Origin of the sequence: Citrobacter sp. 50677481, assembly GCF_001463265.1 — a bacterium.
Classification (GTDB): Bacteria; Pseudomonadota; Gammaproteobacteria; order Enterobacterales; family Enterobacteriaceae; genus Citrobacter_A; species Citrobacter_A sedlakii.
This window is the reverse complement of sequence record NZ_LNHZ01000075.1, coordinates 1-16683: the sequence shown is the minus strand read 5'-3', so window position 1 is coordinate 16683 and position 16683 is coordinate 1. Positions and strand designations below refer to the sequence as shown.

General features: G+C 55.5%; 17 protein-coding genes. 9 read left to right on the top strand and 8 right to left on the bottom strand.

What is annotated here, in order from left to right:
- Positions 1–3: 3 nt before the first annotated feature.
- Positions 4–1302: an SrfA family protein gene (locus APU02_RS21850; protein ID WP_060571222.1), complete on the bottom strand. Its 1299-nt coding sequence runs from the start codon at positions 1300–1302 to the stop codon at positions 4–6.
- A 225-nt stretch (positions 1303–1527) separates the two neighbouring features.
- Between APU02_RS21850 and APU02_RS21845 the strand changes: the two genes are divergently transcribed.
- A complete protein-coding gene (locus tag APU02_RS21845; protein WP_060571221.1) occupies positions 1528–1761 on the top strand; it encodes a YdcY family protein in 234 nt (77 codons plus the stop codon).
- Positions 1762–1787: 26 nt separating this feature from the next.
- Here APU02_RS21845 and APU02_RS21840 read toward each other — a convergent pair whose 3' ends face one another.
- Both APU02_RS21840 and mddA read right to left on the bottom strand, forming a co-directional pair.
- Positions 1788–2237: a DMT family transporter gene (locus APU02_RS21840; protein WP_042283132.1), complete on the bottom strand. Its 450-nt coding sequence runs from the start codon at positions 2235–2237 to the stop codon at positions 1788–1790.
- Entirely contained in the window at positions 2234–2752 is a 519-nt protein-coding gene (gene mddA, locus APU02_RS21835; protein ID WP_060571220.1) for an L-methionine sulfoximine/L-methionine sulfone acetyltransferase, read from the bottom strand. Before mddA ends, APU02_RS21840 begins: the two co-directional genes overlap by 4 nt.
- A 37-nt stretch (positions 2753–2789) precedes the next feature.
- Between mddA and APU02_RS21830 the strand changes: the two genes are divergently transcribed.
- The 3 genes from APU02_RS21830 to APU02_RS21820 all read left to right on the top strand — a co-directional run bounded on the left by APU02_RS21830 (position 2790) and on the right by APU02_RS21820 (position 5348).
- The gene (locus APU02_RS21830) at positions 2790–3365 is read left to right on the top strand and encodes an XRE family transcriptional regulator (RefSeq protein WP_042283127.1); all 576 of its coding nucleotides are present in this window, start codon (positions 2790–2792) and stop codon (positions 3363–3365) included.
- A gap of 57 nt (positions 3366–3422) precedes the next feature.
- Positions 3423–4460, top strand: coding sequence for an NADP-dependent oxidoreductase (locus APU02_RS21825; RefSeq protein WP_060571219.1), 1038 nt, complete (start codon positions 3423–3425; stop codon positions 4458–4460).
- 222 nt (positions 4461–4682) lie between these two features.
- Positions 4683–5348, top strand: a complete 666-nt coding sequence (locus APU02_RS21820; RefSeq protein WP_042283124.1) for a GntR family transcriptional regulator — start codon at positions 4683–4685, stop codon at positions 5346–5348.
- 56 nt (positions 5349–5404) lie between these two features.
- On the opposite strand, the gene pqqU is transcribed toward APU02_RS21820, so the two are convergent.
- A complete protein-coding gene (gene pqqU / locus APU02_RS21815) occupies positions 5405–7525 on the bottom strand; it encodes a TonB-dependent receptor PqqU (protein WP_060571218.1) in 2121 nt (706 codons plus the stop codon).
- Positions 7526–7789: 264 nt separating this feature from the next.
- Here pqqU and APU02_RS21810 point away from each other — a divergent pair, with 264 nt between their 5' ends.
- Together APU02_RS21810 and APU02_RS21805 are read left to right on the top strand one after the other, a co-directional pair.
- Positions 7790–8851: a YncE family protein gene (locus tag APU02_RS21810; RefSeq protein WP_042283119.1), complete on the top strand. Its 1062-nt coding sequence runs from the start codon at positions 7790–7792 to the stop codon at positions 8849–8851.
- A gap of 136 nt (positions 8852–8987) precedes the next feature.
- Entirely contained in the window at positions 8988–9209 is a 222-nt protein-coding gene (locus APU02_RS21805) for a YgdI/YgdR family lipoprotein (protein ID WP_060571217.1), read from the top strand.
- 56 nt (positions 9210–9265) lie between these two features.
- Here APU02_RS21805 and ansP read toward each other — a convergent pair whose 3' ends face one another.
- The gene (ansP, locus tag APU02_RS21800) at positions 9266–10708 is read right to left on the bottom strand and encodes an L-asparagine permease (RefSeq protein ID WP_042283115.1); all 1443 of its coding nucleotides are present in this window, start codon (positions 10706–10708) and stop codon (positions 9266–9268) included.
- Between the two features lie 266 nt (positions 10709–10974).
- Between ansP and APU02_RS21795 the strand changes: the two genes are divergently transcribed.
- The gene (locus APU02_RS21795; protein WP_060571216.1) at positions 10975–11592 is read left to right on the top strand and encodes a glutathione S-transferase family protein; all 618 of its coding nucleotides are present in this window, start codon (positions 10975–10977) and stop codon (positions 11590–11592) included.
- 50 nt (positions 11593–11642) lie between these two features.
- Here the strand turns inward: APU02_RS21795 and APU02_RS21790 are convergent, their stop codons facing one another.
- A complete protein-coding gene (locus tag APU02_RS21790) occupies positions 11643–13619 on the bottom strand; it encodes an alkyl sulfatase dimerization domain-containing protein (protein WP_060571215.1) in 1977 nt (658 codons plus the stop codon).
- A 166-nt stretch (positions 13620–13785) separates the two neighbouring features.
- A complete protein-coding gene (locus APU02_RS21785; protein WP_060571214.1) occupies positions 13786–14148 on the bottom strand; it encodes a DUF4406 domain-containing protein in 363 nt (120 codons plus the stop codon).
- Positions 14149–14297: 149 nt separating this feature from the next.
- Here APU02_RS21785 and APU02_RS21780 point away from each other — a divergent pair, with 149 nt between their 5' ends.
- Positions 14298–15053 carry a DeoR/GlpR family DNA-binding transcription regulator gene (locus APU02_RS21780; RefSeq protein WP_060571213.1) on the top strand — a complete coding sequence of 252 codons (756 nt, stop codon included), beginning with the start codon at positions 14298–14300 and terminating at the stop codon, positions 15051–15053.
- Here APU02_RS21780 and APU02_RS21775 read toward each other — a convergent pair whose 3' ends face one another.
- Entirely contained in the window at positions 15054–15623 is a 570-nt protein-coding gene (locus tag APU02_RS21775) for a flavin reductase family protein (RefSeq protein ID WP_060571212.1), read from the bottom strand.
- 135 nt (positions 15624–15758) lie between these two features.
- Between APU02_RS21775 and nhoA the strand changes: the two genes are divergently transcribed.
- Positions 15759–16604, top strand: coding sequence for an N-hydroxyarylamine O-acetyltransferase (gene nhoA / locus APU02_RS21770; RefSeq protein WP_060571211.1), 846 nt, complete (start codon positions 15759–15761; stop codon positions 16602–16604).
- The last annotated feature ends 79 nt before the right edge of the window (positions 16605–16683 follow it).

Here is a 16683-nt window from a genome sequence, read left to right as displayed (position 1 = left end):
AGATCAGGCACCTATCTTTTTAAACGTCAACGGGATCTCCGCTTGCCCGTCGAAGCGGGCGGTACAGGCGGCGACGTCATTTGTCCCGGCTTTACAGGTGATTTCCGGCATCGGATAGCGGGAGCCATCGGCGCAGCGCGCATTTCCACGGCTTTTGATCATGAGCTCGCCGCTCTGATGCAGACCGGAAAAAAGCTCGGCGCGACAGACAATACTGTCGCCATGCACCAGTCGCGCTGTCCCTTTGTTATTCTGGATCTGATAGCGCAACGAGGGCGCTTTGCCGGTCGCGGGGTCTTTCACCTCCATTACTACGCGCCAGCGACCGTTGAGAAAACGGGTCGTACCGGCCTTCACCTGATTAGCCTCCATGACCAGCGCGTCTTTCGGTATCGCAGCAATGACCACCGGTGCGTCGGCGAGCGGGGTCTTTTTCTCCTCCGGAATAACGTGCGCCTGCTGCAGCGGTAGCGTGGCGGTCAGTTCCGGCAGAGCAGGCATTGCGGGTTGCGGCGCACTGGCGCTTTCCGTCGCGACCGCGGGGGTTTGCGCGTGCCAGAGCAGCGGCGCGGCAAGCGCGGCAATGGTGACGGCGGCAACCGGCACGCTCCACAGCGGCAGTCGGCGCGCCGGTTTCGCGGACGCTTTTTCCTCCGCCACGACGGACGGCGCGACGGGCGGGCTGATGGTTTCAGAGACGGGCGGAGTTACCGGCACGACGGGGACTGACAGTAGCGGTTCATCCGCCTGGGGAAAAGCGTTCTCTGGCGCGGTTTCTTCTGCAGGGACGGGGTCAGCGTGAATGTCCGCTTCGGGCGAATCTTCGAGATACAGGCATGCCAGCACATCGTCACGCACGTTTTCGTTAAGGTTGATAAAACCCCAGAAGGTGATAACCGGTTTCCCATCCACCAGGAAGACGTGGTTTTCACCGGGAAATTGTACGGCTTTTTCGAGCAAGGAGCCGAAAAGCTGTAACGCCGTTTTTCCGGATTGCAGGCTCTTGCGGCTCAGGGCGGCGGCGCTGTCCAGCGTCGCGGAAAGCGTGCGGAGGGCGCGACGGCGCGCATCAACGTCAGCCGCTTTCCACGCAACGGCCTGGCCTTCTACAGGAGAATACCAGTCCACCCGGTCACCGCTGTCGTTAATTTGCGGAATGGCGAGACAATCGACCATCGCCAGTTGCTTTCGCAGCCGGAGTGTTTCACGAATTTGCAGCGCTGAATCAAAGACGGCCTGGCCGCCACCGCCGACGGCCTGATAGTCATCAAGATTGCCGCTGCGCAAGAGAGTTTTTGCCACGTTAGGGTCCTTAAGACTTTTTCACGCATCTACTTTACGGCGACATAACGCGAGCAAACGGTGGAAGAAAGGCATAAAGGGGCGAATTATCCCGCCATAGAGGGGTTGACGTTGTGAAAAAGACTTAAGGGAAACTGGCGGATATGCATTACGGATTAAATGCCGCAAGCGAACGGATTTCAGCGTATGATGAAGGTTTCATCAGTCTGTTGAAAAGGAGAAGCTATGTCGCACCTGGATGAGGTTAGCGCCCGCGTTGATGCCGCGATTGCGGAAAGCGTTATTGCCCAGATGAACACGCTGTTGATCGCCCTGAGCGACGATGGCGAATTAAGTCGCGAAGATCGTTACACCCAGCAGCAACGGTTGAGAACCGCCATCGCGCATCATGGCCGGCAGCATAAAGAAGACGCCGAAGCGCGCCGCGAGCAGTTGACAAAAGGCGGCACGATCCTGTGATGGGCCAGATGGCGGCAGGGCGGTCGTTAAAACGAACGTCTTGCCACCAGCCATGCGCCCACCACCAGCATCACCGCGCCACAAACCGGACCAATCAGCGCCCTCAGCGGTACCCCGTGGCTGCGCAGGAGATCCAGCGCCAGTCCGCCGATAAGCTGACTGGCGACCAGCACGGCAATCGTGGTCGCCGCCCCCACATGCTGATAGCCGCTGATGCTGGCAAACACGAAAAACGAACCCAGCAGACCAGGAATTAACGTCCACCAGCGAACGCTGGAGGCCAGTTCGCCAAATCCCGCCATACCCTGCCTAAACCACAATAGAGTGACAAACAGCACGATGCCGACCAGCGAATTCAGCAGCATGGCGATCAAAATAGTGGAAGAGGTCTGGGTGATGCGCACCATCAGGGTGTTCTGCACCACCAGGCCGATACCCGCGGCGATCAGAAAGGCGAGCGTCAGCGATGTGTTCATCCGCGCGCGTCCGGTTGCAGACGATCGTCAAGCTGAAGCTGCATGAATGTCAGATCCAGCCAGCGGCCAAATTTGGTCCCTACCTGCGGCATTTGCGCGGTGATTTTGAACCCGAGCGTGCTATGAAGATGCAGCGAAGCCTGATTTTGCGACTCGATGCCCGCGACCATCACGTGCTTGCCGCAGGCGCGCGCTTCCTCAATCAAGCGGCTCAATAGCTGGCGTCCCACTCCTTTCCCCTGATGATCCGGGTGAACGTACACCGAATGTTCCACCGTGTGGCGAAATCCGTCAAAGTTGCGCCAGTCGCCAAAGGAGGCATACCCCGTCACCTTACCGTTTTCTTCAGCTACCAGCACCGGATACCCCAGCAACTGACGCGCTTCGAACCAGGCCATGCGGTTATCGGCGTCTACGGTTTGATCGTTCCAGATCGCCGCCGTGTGTAACACGGCGTGGTTGTAGATCGCTGCGATATCCCCGCAATCCTCTTTGCTCGCGAATCGAATAAGCATCTTGAACCTCAGGAAATGTTCACTATAGTATTACGATATGAATACTATTGAAGACAGCATAAATCAACGCATCAGTGCAAGAATTCGCATTGAGCGAGAATCCCGCGGCTGGTCGCTGACTGAACTGGCTGAACGCGCGGGCGTTTCACGGGCGATGATCCATAAAATCGAACGTGCGGAAAGCAGCCCGACGGCGACGCTGCTCGGCAGGCTTTCCGGCGCCTTTGGCATCAGTATGTCAACGCTGATTGCGCGCGCCGAAATGCAGGAAGGCAAACTGCTGCGTGCGGCGGATCAGCCCGTCTGGCACGATCCGCAAAGCCAGTATTTGCGCCGCCACGTTTCGCCACACAGCGACTTGCCTCTCGATCTGGTGCAAATTGAGCTTCCCGCAGGAAGTGATATCCCGATGCCCGCCTCAGCCTATGTACAGGCGCGGCAGTTGATCTGGCTTCAGCACGGGGAACTGGTGTTCGTTGAGGGTGAAACCCGCCACGAGATGAAAGCGGGCGATTGTCTTGAGCTGGGACCGCCCAATGATTGCCGTTTTATCAATGAAACAGCGCAAACCTGCGTTTACCTCGTTGTGCGTTTAAACCTCGCGGGACGTTAAAGACAGGCGCGGCCTGCTACTATTGATGGATTCATGCCAAACGCTGAGGAGAACATCATGGGTCAACAAGAACACCGTAATCGTCGCTGGGTTTTAGCTTCCCGACCCCATGGCGCGCCCGTGGCGGACAATTTCCGTCTTGAAGAGGATGAGGTCGCCACCCCGGGAGAAGGCCAGGTTTTGTTGCGCACGGTTTACCTTTCCCTCGATCCGTATATGCGCGGACGAATGAGCGACGAACCGTCGTACGCGCCGCCGGTCGCGCTGGGTGAGGTCATGGTCGGCGGAACGGTGAGCCGCGTCGTGTCGTCAAACCATCCAGACTACAAGCCTGGTGAATGGGTACTGAGCTACAGCGGCTGGCAGGATTATGATATTTCCGACGGCGCGGGGCTGGTGAAGCTCGGCAACGATCCTGAACAGCCATCCTGGGCGCTCGGCGTATTGGGGATGCCCGGTTTTACCGCTTACATGGGCTTGCTGGATATAGGTCAGCCGAAAGAGGGGGAAACGCTGGTGGTTGCCGCCGCAACCGGTCCAGTCGGGGCGACGGTGGGGCAGATTGGCAAGATCAAAGGCTGCCGTGTGGTCGGCGTTGCCGGCGGCGCGGAAAAATGTCGTCATGCCACTGAAGTGCTGGGTTTTGACGTTTGTCTGGACCACCATGCGGATGACTTTGCAGAGCAACTGGCAAATGCCTGTCCACAGGGGATTGACGTCTATTATGAAAACGTCGGCGGTAAAGTCTTCGACGCTGTACTTCCGTTGTTGAATACCTGCGCGCGGATCCCGCTTTGCGGCCTGGTCAGCGGCTATAACGCGACAGAACTCCCCGCCGGTCCGGACAGACTGCCGCTGCTGATGGCGACGATACTGAAGAAACGCATTCGTCTGCAGGGATTTATCATTGCGCAGGATTATGGTCACCGTATTCATGAGTTCCAACAGCAGATGGGACGTTGGGTTAAAGAAGGTAAGATTCATTACCGTGAACAGGTGACGGAAGGACTGGAAAACGCGCCAGAGGTCTTCATCGGTCTGTTGAGTGGTAAAAACTTTGGCAAAGTCGTGATTCGCGTCGCGGAAGATGACTGACAAACATGGCGGCCTTGGCCGCCATAAAAAAATGGGCAGTTTTTAAATTTCCGGCTTTAATTAAATCACCGCGTGCAAGGCAAATTAAATTGCCAGGGCCGTTAAAATAACGCGGGTAAATGATCACGGTTGTCGTTTTATTTTTTTACCAGGCGAAATCTTAAACAATTAAATCTTTCAGGTTTAATTGCGATTGGCTATATGATGAGGTGAAGAAATAGAATGCCTGGTACGGAAAAGTCGCAGCACATCAGTCTGACAACACACGTTGAAAGAGGATTAAAAGATCGATTAAGTCTTGGCGAGCTGAAGCCTGGCGCCAGATTAATTACCAAAAATATTGCTGAGGAGTTGGGGATCAGTATCACGCCGGTGCGTGAGGCGCTGTTACGTCTGGTGTCTGCCAGCGCGTTAACCATTGCGCCCGCGCAAGCCTTCATGGTGCCGGAAATCAATATGGCGCGATTCGCGGAAATCATCCGTATTCGCTGTGAACTGGAAGGGATGGCGGTTATGGAAGCCACGGGGCGGATTACGCCGGAACGGATGGAACTCCTGGAGGCGCTGCTTGCGACGTATCAGCAGGCGCATGAAAGAGGCTCGGTAGCCGAGCGACTGCGGGCAAACCGGGCGTTACGCTTCAAAATTTATCACTTCGCCAACATGCCGACGCTGTGCGAAATGATCGAACAGCTGTGGGTACAAATGGGGCCAAGCCTGCATTTTCTCTATGATCTGGAAAAAGAGGGCGCGTATCCACACAGTGTCGATCATTACCATCAATTATTTAAGGTTATTGCCCAAGGAAATAAAGAGGCCAGTCGCGACTGTTTAATCGACATCATCAATAAAAATGTCGCCATCGTTAAACGACAATACCTTAATTAAGTACTGCTTAAATTTAGCGGGGAATCTCCCCGCTATGACTACCCTTATTACGCAGGTTATTCAAAACGCCATGCGAGGTTTACACCCACGCCGAAATTTCGCCCCGGAGCAGGTTCGTAGTATCTGCCGTTCGATTCATTCACAATGACCGAGCCAACATACGCTTTGTCAAAGAGGTTGTCGACCCGCCCGAACACATCCACCGTCAGATTACTGTAGTTGATTTTATATCCGGTATTCAGCCCTACGACAGTATAAGAGGGCGCTTTGGCGGTGTTTTCATCGTCAGCCATAATATCTCCCATGTAGCGGGCATCAGCCCCGGCATACCATCCTTCATCCGGCACATAACCCAGGGACGCAAAACCCATGTTGCGGGCGATCCCCGGCATCCTGTTACCGTTGCAGTTCTGGTCGTTGCAGACGTTGCTACGGTAGGTGGCGTCCAGCCAGGTCCAGGAGGCGTTGACGCGCCAGTTTTCGCCAAAACGCTGATCCCACCCCAGTTCTATCCCCTGACGCCGGGTCTTGCCCGCATTCTTATACGTTGTCCGACCGCCGCTGCTGGAATCCACCACCAGTTCGTCGTCCGTGTCGGTCTGGAACAGCGCCGCCGTCAGCAGTCCGTTGCCGATACGGGTTTTGCTGCCAATTTCTATCGTATCGTTAGTGGAAGGTTTAAGATCGAAATTCATCCCGCTTTGCCCATCCGCACGGTAGGAAAGCTCGTTTATGGTCGGCGTTTCAAAACCGCGGCCCGCTGCCAGATAGAGGTTCCAGGCGTCCGTCACGGCATACTTCAGCGATCCGGCTGGCAACCATTTATGATAGCTGGCATCGCCGCTGTCGTCGCCGTTGCCCGGCGTCACGTAGTGATCGTTAGAGTCGAACCAGACCGAACTGTAGCGCACGCCTGCATCAAGGGAGAGTTTGTCGGTCAGTTGCCACTGCGTCTGCAGGTAGGGGTCGACGTTCCACATCAGGTTGCGCTCGTCCCGGCGGCGCTCGCCTTTTTGGCCGTACTCCGGTACGCCGTCAGTGAGACGGTAATTTGTGTAGCCCTTACGGTTCTCACTCATATTTTCGTAGTTCAGTCCGGCAGTAAACGTCATGGGCACAATCAGTTCCCCACGGTGCGTCCAGCGGCTGTCGATGCCCTGGTAATGACGCTGCAGCGAGATTACGCCGCCCGCATGGGACGGTCTGAGCTGAGGGGCCATCGGGATCGACTGATACTGGGTGGTTTCACGCTGCCCGGCATACATCATCACGCTCATGTCGTCCTGGGCGCTAAGCTGTCGTTCATAGCGCAGTCCGGCCTGCGTCTGCTTGATGGTTTTACGCGTGTGATACTGCTCCGCGCGCGGCGACTGTTGCGGGTTATCGCGCCATTCGGCTTCGGTCAGGCCGCCGGGATCGTCAGCTTTAATATCGACGCTGTTAAAAATCAGACTCAGCTTGCTTGCCTCGTCGAGACGCACGCCCAGTTTCGCATTGGCGAGATTCTTTTGCGCGCCGCTACGATCGCGGTAGCCGTGGGTAGTAAAACGGGTCGTCGACACCGTGTAGTCCACATCGCCAGCCTGGGTGCCATCGCCCAACGCGCCGGTCGCTTTTAACCCGTAGCGCCAGCTGCCGTAACTTCCATAATAGCTGCTTGCCTCGATGGTCGGCGGCTGTTGTCCGGTTTGTGTCGTCACGTTCATGACCCCGCCGGAAGCATTGCCGTAAAGCGCGGAGAAGGGACCGCGCAGTACTTCAACGTTTTGCACGCTGCTGAGATCGATATTTGACGTCTGCCCCTGTCCGTCCGGCATCGTTGCCGGGATGCCGTCAACATACAAACGAATGCCGCGCACGCCATAAGTTGAACGCGACCCAAAGCCACGGATAGAAAGCTGAAGGTCCTGAGCATAGTTTTGTCGGTTCTGCACCTGCAGGCCCGGCACGCGGGTCAGGGATTCGGAAAGATTGATGCGCGGCGCCGCCCGGCGCATATCTTCGCCCTCGACCACGCTGACGGCGGCGGGGGTATCCAGTTCAGAAACGGCCTGGGGTGAGGCGCTGACGATCAGCGTTTGTTCATCGGCTTCGCTGTCCGCTGCGGCCAGCGGAGAGAACACGAGTGGAAAGAGCAGAGCGGGAACTGCGGTATATCGTATGGAAATAATCTTCATGAAAAAAGGCCAGTTAAAGTGAACGTACCCATAGGTATGTAAGTTACATGTTAATTCGTTTGTAAAATTTTGAAAATTTTAACGGCACAATGCGTTAATAATTAATGGAGAAATTAAGAAGATTGTAGACAGGATGCGAAGAAGTGCTCCACTTTCTGACAAATAATGATTACCATTCCCATTTATAAAAGAGAGCAAAACCATGATCTTGCTCAGCGAAGCGATGTGAAGCAGCAAAATAGCGATATATCAAAGGGAGTCGTCATGCATTTTCGTCATCAGTTTTCCCCGCGCCTGCGTGGTGCTTTACTGTTAGGTTCACTGCTGGTTGCCTCATCGTTCAGCACTCAGGCGGCAGAAGAGATGCTGCGTAAAGGCGTGGGCAAGGGCGCTTACGAAATGGCCTACAGCCAACAGGAAAACGCGCTGTGGCTCGCCACCTCGCAAAGTCGCAAGCTGGATAAAGGCGGTATTGTTTATCGTCTCGATCCGGTCACGCTGGACGTGACGCAGATCATTCACAACGATCTCAAACCGTTTGGCGCCACCATTAATAACGCGACCCAGACGCTGTGGTTTGGTAACACGGTGAATAGCGCGGTCACAGCCATTGATGCGAAGACCAGCGAAGTGAAAGGACGACTGGTGCTGGACGCCCGCAAACGCTCCGAAGATGTCCGTCCGCTGCAGCCGCGTGAGCTGGTTGCCGATGAAGCAACGAATACGGTGTATATCAGCGGGATTGGCAAAGAGAGCGCGATTTGGGTGGTGGACGGCGAAAAGATCGCCCTGAAAGCGACCATTGAAAACACCGGTAAAATGAGCACGGGTCTGGCTATCGACAGCGGCGCGAAGCGTCTTTACACCACCAATGCGGACGGCGAGCTGATCACCATCGATACCGCCACGAACAACATCATCAGCCGTAAGAAACTGCTTGATGACGGTAAAGAGCACTTCTTTATTAATCTGAGCCTGGACACCGCCGGTCACCGCGCGTTTATTACCGACTCGAAAGCGGCGGAAGTGCTGGTTGTTGATACCCGCAACGGCAACGTGCTGGCGAAAGTCGCTGCGCCGGAATCGCTGGCCGTGCTGTTTAACCCGGCGCGTAATGAAGCCTACGTCACCCACCGTCAGGCCGGTAAAGTGAGCGTGATTGACGCGAAAAGCTACAAGGTAGTGAAAACCTTCGATACGCCGACCTTCCCGAACAGTCTGGCGCTGTCGGCAGACGGCAAGACCCTGTACGTGAGTGTGAAGCAGAAGTCGACACGCGAAAAAGAAGCCACGCAGCCAGACGACGTGATTCGTATTGCGCTGTAAACCCGCAGGAGGGGGAAACCCCTCCATTCACGTTCCCATACCCGCCGATACGCCTCGTTACATCCCGCTGATAGCCTGAATAAGCCCAGGGAATTACACTGTCCCGCTTCGGTTAAATGAATCACTTGGGAATGCTATGAAAAAGCCACTGTTCTGCCTTTGCGCTGGCGTGATGCTGTTCGCGCTGGCAGGTTGCTCCACGAATTACGTTATGACTACCAAAAGCGGGCAAACCATCGTCACGAAGGGAAAACCGCAGCTTGATAAAGAGACGGGAATGACCCGCTATACCGATCAGGACGGGAATGCACGGGAAATCAACAGGAATGACGTGGCGCAGCTTATCGAAGCGGATTAGTCGACGCCGTTGAAAAGCAGGCCTGATCGGCGTCGTCGGTCAGGCCTTTGTCATTTTTATGGCGCAGTGCGATGGATTTCCGCAACGCGTTTACGAACGCCAAACCAACCGGCAACCAGCAGAATGGCGATCAGCGGCAGGGAAGCGATGGTATAGGTGCCGTTCGGATAGTCAAACGCCATCAGCACCAGTACGCTTAACAGGAAAAGCAGCGTCAGCCAGGAGGTGAACGGCGCGCCCGGCAGCTTGAAGCTGACATCGGCGGCTTTGCCCTCTTTGATTGCCTTGCGCAGGCGCAACTGGCACACCACAATGAATCCCCACGACGCGATAATGCCCAGCGAGGCGAAGTTGAGGACGATCTCAAAAACCTGGGAAGGCACCAGGTAGTTGAGGAAGACGCCCACAACATACACCGCCAGCGTCGCCATAATGCCCGCCCAGGGCACATGCTGGCGGCTCATCTTACTCATAAATTTCGGGGCGGAGCCGCCCATCGCCATTGAGCGCAGAATCCGTCCGGTGCAGTACAGGCCGGAGTTCAGACTGGAGAGCGCGGCGGTCAACACCACAATGTTCATGATGCTGCCAATATAGGGCACGCCAAGTTTTGAGAAGAACGTGACGAACGGGCTTTGACCGGCCTGGTAGGCATTCCACGGCAGCAGCAGAACCAGCAGCACCACGGAACCCACGTAGAACAGGCCAATACGCCAGATCACGCTGTTAATGGCTTTAGGCACCATGGTCTGCGGATCTTTACACTCACCGGCGGCGGTGCCGACCAGTTCGATAGAGGCAAACGCAAAGACGACACCCTGCACCAGAACCAGCGCGGGCAGCAGGCCATGAGGGAAGAATCCGCCGTTATCGGTGATCAAATGAAAACCGGTGGCGTTGCCGTCCAGCGGTTTGCCGGACCCCAGAAAGACCGTGCCCACCACCAGAAAGATCACAATTGCCAGCACTTTCACCAGCGCGAACCAGAACTCCATTTCGGCAAACCATTTTACGCCAATCATGTTCATGGTGCCGACGATGGCCAGCGCGCCGAGAGCAAAGACCCATTGCGGTACGTCGCCAAACGCGCCCCAGTAGTGCATATACAGGGCCACGGCGGTGATATCGACAATTCCCGTCATCGCCCAGTTGACGAAATACATCCACCCGGCCACATAAGCGGCTTTTTCACCGAGAAATTCGCGGGCATAAGAGACAAAGCTGCCGCTGGAAGGGCGATGGAGAACCAGTTCGCCCAGCGCGCGAAGGATAAAGAACGAGAAAATCCCGCAAACGAGATAAACCAGCGCCAGCGCCGGACCGGCCATTTGCAGGCGTGCGCCCGCGCCTAAAAATAACCCGGTGCCAATGGCGCCGCCAATGGCGATCATCTGAACCTGACGGTTGCCCATTGCTTTGTGATAGCCTTCCTCATGGGCATTCAACCAGCGTCGTTTCGCCGCGTGTTGCGCCGACGCCGTGGTGTCTTGTGTATTCATTCCGTTTCCTGTTACCTGTCTAAGTGAGAATACTGTTGTCGCGACAGCCGCCGCGACGCGGTTAATTTTTCCCGTCATTCTGTGTACGGATAAAACCACCGGCGAAGCATCCTACCTGCAAATAATAAACGGCGCAAAATATACGAATACGAATGGTCAGTCTGCGTAATAAATAAGCAATGCGCACCTGCAACGCGCCGGATCGGGCTACGGGCGGCATCTGCCAGGTTACTCTACACTTACTCTTTTAACCGGGTGGAGGCAGTATGATTAAGATCTACGGCGCGCCGGGCTGGGGTTCGGCGATTAGCGAGCTGATGCTTACGCTGGCGGACATTCCCTATCAGTTCGTTGACGTCAGCGGATTTGACCGCGACGGGCCGCAGCGCGATTTACTGTTAAAGCTGAATCCGCTGTGTCAGGTGCCGACGCTAACGCTGGAAAACGACGCGGTAATGAGCGAAACGGCAGCCATCGCCCTAATGGTCCTCGACCGCCGTCCCGAACTGGCTCCCCCTGTTGGCAGTGCGGAACGACAGCAGTTTCAACGTTTGCTGATCTGGCTGGTCGCTAACGTCTATCCGACCTATACCTTTGCCGATTACCCTGAACGCTGGTCGCCGCAGGCGCCAGAAGCGCTGAAAAAAAACGTTATCGAATACCGTAAATCGCTCTATCTGTGGCTAAATGACCAGCTCAGCGCTGAGCCGTATGCGTTTGGCGAGCAGTTAACCCTGCTGGACTGCTACCTCGGCGTGATGCGCACATGGGGACCGGGACACGACTGGTTTCAGGACAACACGCCCAATATCAGCGCGATAGCGGATGCGGTGTGCCAGTTACCGACGTTACGTCAGGTGCTTAAGCGCAATGAAATTGTGTAAGTGCGGAAACAGAGAAAGCGATGCCCGGCAGTGAGCCGGGCATACGCTGATTACGGGGTGACAATATTGAACCAGAATTCGAACTTATCCATATAGCCGAGCAGTTCGTTGAGTTTTTCCGCATTGCCGGTGATTTTTACGTCACCTTTGTCCGTGGCCTCTTTCAGCGTTTCCTCTTTTAGCACAATGCGATTCAGTGCGTCGCGCGACAGGCTGATCGTCGCGTCTGCCTGCGGATCTTCAACGTTTGCGGTATGGTTCAGGACGCCGTTTTCCAGCTCCACTTTGTATTTCCCGCCGTCTTCCCCAAAGTCAATATTAAGCACTGCTTTCGCATCCGCCGCCTTTTCACCGTTGATGTGAACCGCGAGATAATCAAAGAACATTTCCGGGGTCATTGCCCGCACGGTATCCGGGCTGGCGGTGTTAGGCGTAGGCATTTTTTGCACGCCATTACGCAATTCCTGTGCGCCAGTCAGATAAAAGTTACGCCACGGACCCGATTCCGCCTGGTAACCCAACTGTTCGAGCGCGTCCGCCTCCAGGTTCCTTGCCGCCTGATTATTCGGATCGGCAAAAACCACTTTGCTTACCACTTGCGCAACCCAACGGTAATTCCCCTGATCGTAATCCTGCTTCGCTTTTTGCAGGATGGCATCCGCGCCGCCCATGTATTCGACAAATTTCTTCGCCGCTTCTTCCGGCGGCAGCTCGTCAAGGGTAGCCGGATTGCCATCAAACCAGCCGAGATAGAGCACATAAGTGGCTTTGACGTCGTGGCTGACGGAACCATAGTAGCCGCGGTTCGCCCAGGTGTGGGCAAGCGACGGCGGCAGTGTAAAGTTAGCGGCGATCTCGTCGCGGGTGAGCCCCTGATTCGCCATGCGCAGGGTCTGGTCGTTGATATAGCGGTACAGGTCGCGCTGGCTCTTCAGCAGCTTCACGACATTGTCGTTACCCCATGTCGGCCAGTGATGCTGGGCGAGGATAATTTCGGCTTTATCACCCCATAAATTGAGCGCTTCATTAATGTATTTTGACCACGGCAACGGCTGGCGAATTTTGGCGCCGCGCAAAGAATACGTGTTATGCAGCGTGTGGGTGACATCCTCGGCGGTCTCGATGATTTTCTTCTCTTCGATATACCACAACATTTCGGAAGGGGCTTCAGAGCCTGGCGCCATCAGGAAATCGTAGGTCAGGCCGTCAATCACCTCTTTTTGCCCTGTTTTGGTGATGTAGTGGGTCGGGGCGATCAACGTGACGGTACCTGCAGACGTCGTGGTGCCCAGTCCCGCGCCTACCTGGCCTTTGACATCAGGCTTTAGCAGGTTGCCGTACATATAACTGGCCCGGCGGCTCATCACATTACCAGCCATGATATTTTCCGACACCGCTTCTTCCATAAAACCTGCGGGCGCGTAGATTTTCACTTTGCCGGACTTCACATCCGCTTCATCCACCACGCCGCGCACGCCGCCATAGTGGTCAACGTGGCTGTGGGTATAAATGACGGCCACAACCGGTTTGTTTCCGCGATTCTTATAGTACAAATCCATGCCGACCTTTGCCGTTTCCGCTGAAACCAGTGGGTCAACAACGGTAATACCTTCTTTTCCTTCGATAATCGTCATATTGGACAGATCGAGGTTGCGGATCTGATATACCCCGTCAGTCACTTCAAACAGGCCGCTAATGTTAATCAGTTGCGCCTGACGCCAGAGGCTTGGGTTGACTGAATCCGGCGCTTTATCGCCTTCTTTAATAAACGCGTACTGTTGGGGGTTCCAGATCACATTGCCTTGTTCACCCTTGATTACCTCCTGCGGTATCGGGGCGATAAAGCCCTTATGCGCATCGGTAAAGTCTGTGTTATCCGAGAAGGGCAGTTGATTATAAAGCGCGTTATTGGCCTGTTGGGTGGCGGCTGTGGCGTCTTTCGGCGCTTCGACAGCCAGAAGGGGCAGGGAATATGACGTCAGCATCCCAGCGAGGATGAAGCCTCTGGCGATGGTATTGAGTTGCATTGAATAACCTCTCTTTAGAATGGCGAATAGGCTTTTAGGTATGTCATGCACAACGGAGGGTTGGCGTGGAAATTTGAGGTAATGCAACATTAACTATAGTGGGCTTCGCAAAGACGGCAAGGCGGTGCAGATACCGGCAGGTGATTGATATCTGCACAATTTATCATCAGGCCTGCGGAATAGCCTCCAGAGTGGTGTAGACGTTCAGTCCCAGTTGGCGGGCGATCTCGATATCTTTATCCGCGCCTCGGGAAGCGCCGGGAATACGATAAATGGCGTTACAGCGGGTGATCAACCGATGTGCGACCGGATAGAGCATCGCTTCGCTGATGTCATCGCCCAGCGAGGTTGAACCCGCCGCTTTCGCCAGCGGCAAGGCGAGCCATTCGCCAATCACCGGGATATGCCCGCGCTGGTAGACGGCAAGCGCGGCGGCTTCCAGACGGTGAAAATTCGCATCAATCAATGCCTGTTTACCGTCTGTACCGCTGCGATACGGTCCGGCGATCAAGATAAGTTGTGCTGTCATCATGTCCTCACTAAAGAAAAAGAGTGCGCAGAATTGCGTATTTCTGCACGTTTTTGTTGCCTGAGAGGCCCTGCATTTGTAGAGTAGGCATCATAAACAGCAAATTCGTGCATGATCAAGATTAATCGTGCAAAACCAGGAATAAACCGATGCTTACCGATCAGCGTAAAAAATTGATTCTCGATCTGCTCGCCGCAGAAGGACAGGTGTTGTCAAAATCGCTCAGCAGCCGTTTTGCGGTTTCGGAGGACACCATTCGCCGTGACCTGCGGGAGCTGGCGGCAGAAGGGCGTTTACAGCGGGTCCACGGCGGCGCGCTGCCTGCCTCTTCCGCCGTTGGTACGTTTGTGGAGCGAAAAACGCTTAAAACCGATGCTAAAAAACGACTGGCGCAGAAAGGCGCGACGCTTATCTCAAACGGCCAGGTGGTCATTGTGGATGGCGGTACGACCACCACCGAGCTGATTGCCTGTCTGCCGGACGATCTCAACATTACGGTAGTCACGCACAGTCCGGGCATTGCGCTGGGGCTGGTGAATCATCCTCTCATCGAAATCATACTGATTGGCGGTCGGGTGTATAAACACTCCATCGTTACCGTTGGCGCGGCGGCGGTGGAAGGTATCCGCAATATTCAGGCCGATCTGTTTTTTATGGGGGCAACAGGGATCCACCCGGAAGTAGGATTAACCACGGGCGATTACGAAGAAGCGTGCATCAAGCGCGCATTTTCCGCCAGGGCGGCGGAAACCATCGTTCTGGCTTCACCGGAAAAAATCAATACGGCCTCGCCCTTCGCCATTGGCGATGTGTCGTTGATCAACACCGTCGTGGTGGAAGATAACACCGATAACGGCTGGATCACCGCCATGCGGGCGAAAGGCGTGACGGTAATAAAGGCGTAATTAGCCCGCAGTGACGCGTTTACCGCTGGTTACAAACGTACCCGCGCCGAGGTGGTGCAGGGTATTACGTTTATCGTCATCGAACTGCCAGCGGCCTTCCGTGAACGCCCGCGCATCCGCAGCGGCAGAAACCACTTCACCAAACAGAGTATCGTATTTTTCCTGGGCTGCGGTGGCGGGAAGCAGGCGGCATTCCATCCACGCAAGGCATTTTTCTTCGACTAACGGCAGGCCAAGCACCGGGCCGTTTACCACCGGGATACCATAACAGTTGAACTTGTCCTCGTCGCGCCCGGAAACGCTGCCGACAGCCCATGTCCAGTTGGTCGCCGCTACGCCGGGTATGACGATGCCGAACAGGCCGCTGCGCTCAATCAACTCGCGTGACCAGGTTGATTTATCCACCACTATCGCGATACGAGGCGGCTCAAATTCAACCGGCATTGACCAGGCGGCGGCCATGATATTGCGTCTTGCGCTGGCGTCGTCGCGACTGGTGATCAACACCGTGGGACCGTGATTGAGCAGGCGGCTGGCGTGGCGTAATTCGACAGGGCGGAATAGACTCATCGGGTTGTCTCGCAAAGTGTTTTCTGAGTATTAATGATAAGTGGCCGGGCGCCAATTTGCACAATAAGTGGCGTCTCTTTCGGGATCCATCGTTTATACTCTTTCGCACCTTACCGGATCACCGCAGGAACCCCGATGACCCCCATCCTGAATGCCTACTTCGCCCGCCTGAACTGGTCCGGGCCGACCGACGTCACCCTTGAGACGCTGCGGGCGCTGCACTTACAGCATAACTGTACTATTCCTTTTGAAAACCTGGACGTTCTGCTGCCGCGCGAAATGCAGCTGGACGAGCAGTCGCTGGCGGAGAAACTGATCGGCGCCCGCCGTGGCGGCTACTGTTTTGAGCAAAATGGCGTATTCGAGCGGGTCTTACGCGAACTGGGGTTTACCGTTCGCAGCTTGCTGGGGCGGGTTGTGCTGTCGAATCCGCCGAGCCTGCCGCCGCGAACCCATCGTCTGCTGTTAGTCGAAGTGGACGGCGAAGCGTGGATCGCGGATGTTGGTTTTGGCGGACAGACGCTGACTGCGCCGATTCGCCTGCTTGCGGACATCCCACAGCAGACGCCGCATGGTGAGTACCGACTGTTGCAGGAAGGCGAAGACTGGATTTTGCAATTCCGTCATCACACGCACTGGCAGTCGATGTACCGTTTCGATCTGGTTACTCAGCATCAGAGCGATTATGTGATGGGCAACTTCTGGTCCGCGCACTGGCCGCAGTCGCATTTTCGCCATCATTTGCTGATGTGCCGTCATTTGCCTGATGGCGGCAAGCTGACGCTCACCAATTTCCACTTTACCCATTATGAACACGGGCACGCGGTTGAGCAGATTCACTGTCCGGACGTCGCGTCACTGTATGACTTACTCCAGGATCGTTTTGGGCTCGGGGTAGACGATGCAAAGCATGGGATCAGTGAAGCTGAACTGGCAAGGGTGATGGCGGCGTTTGATACGCATCCGGAGGCGGGAAAGTAAGTCACAGGCCCGGAAGCATTGCGCCACCGGGCCGTATTTATCAGAACGACGCTTTAATGCCGAGCATCGCCGAGGTGTC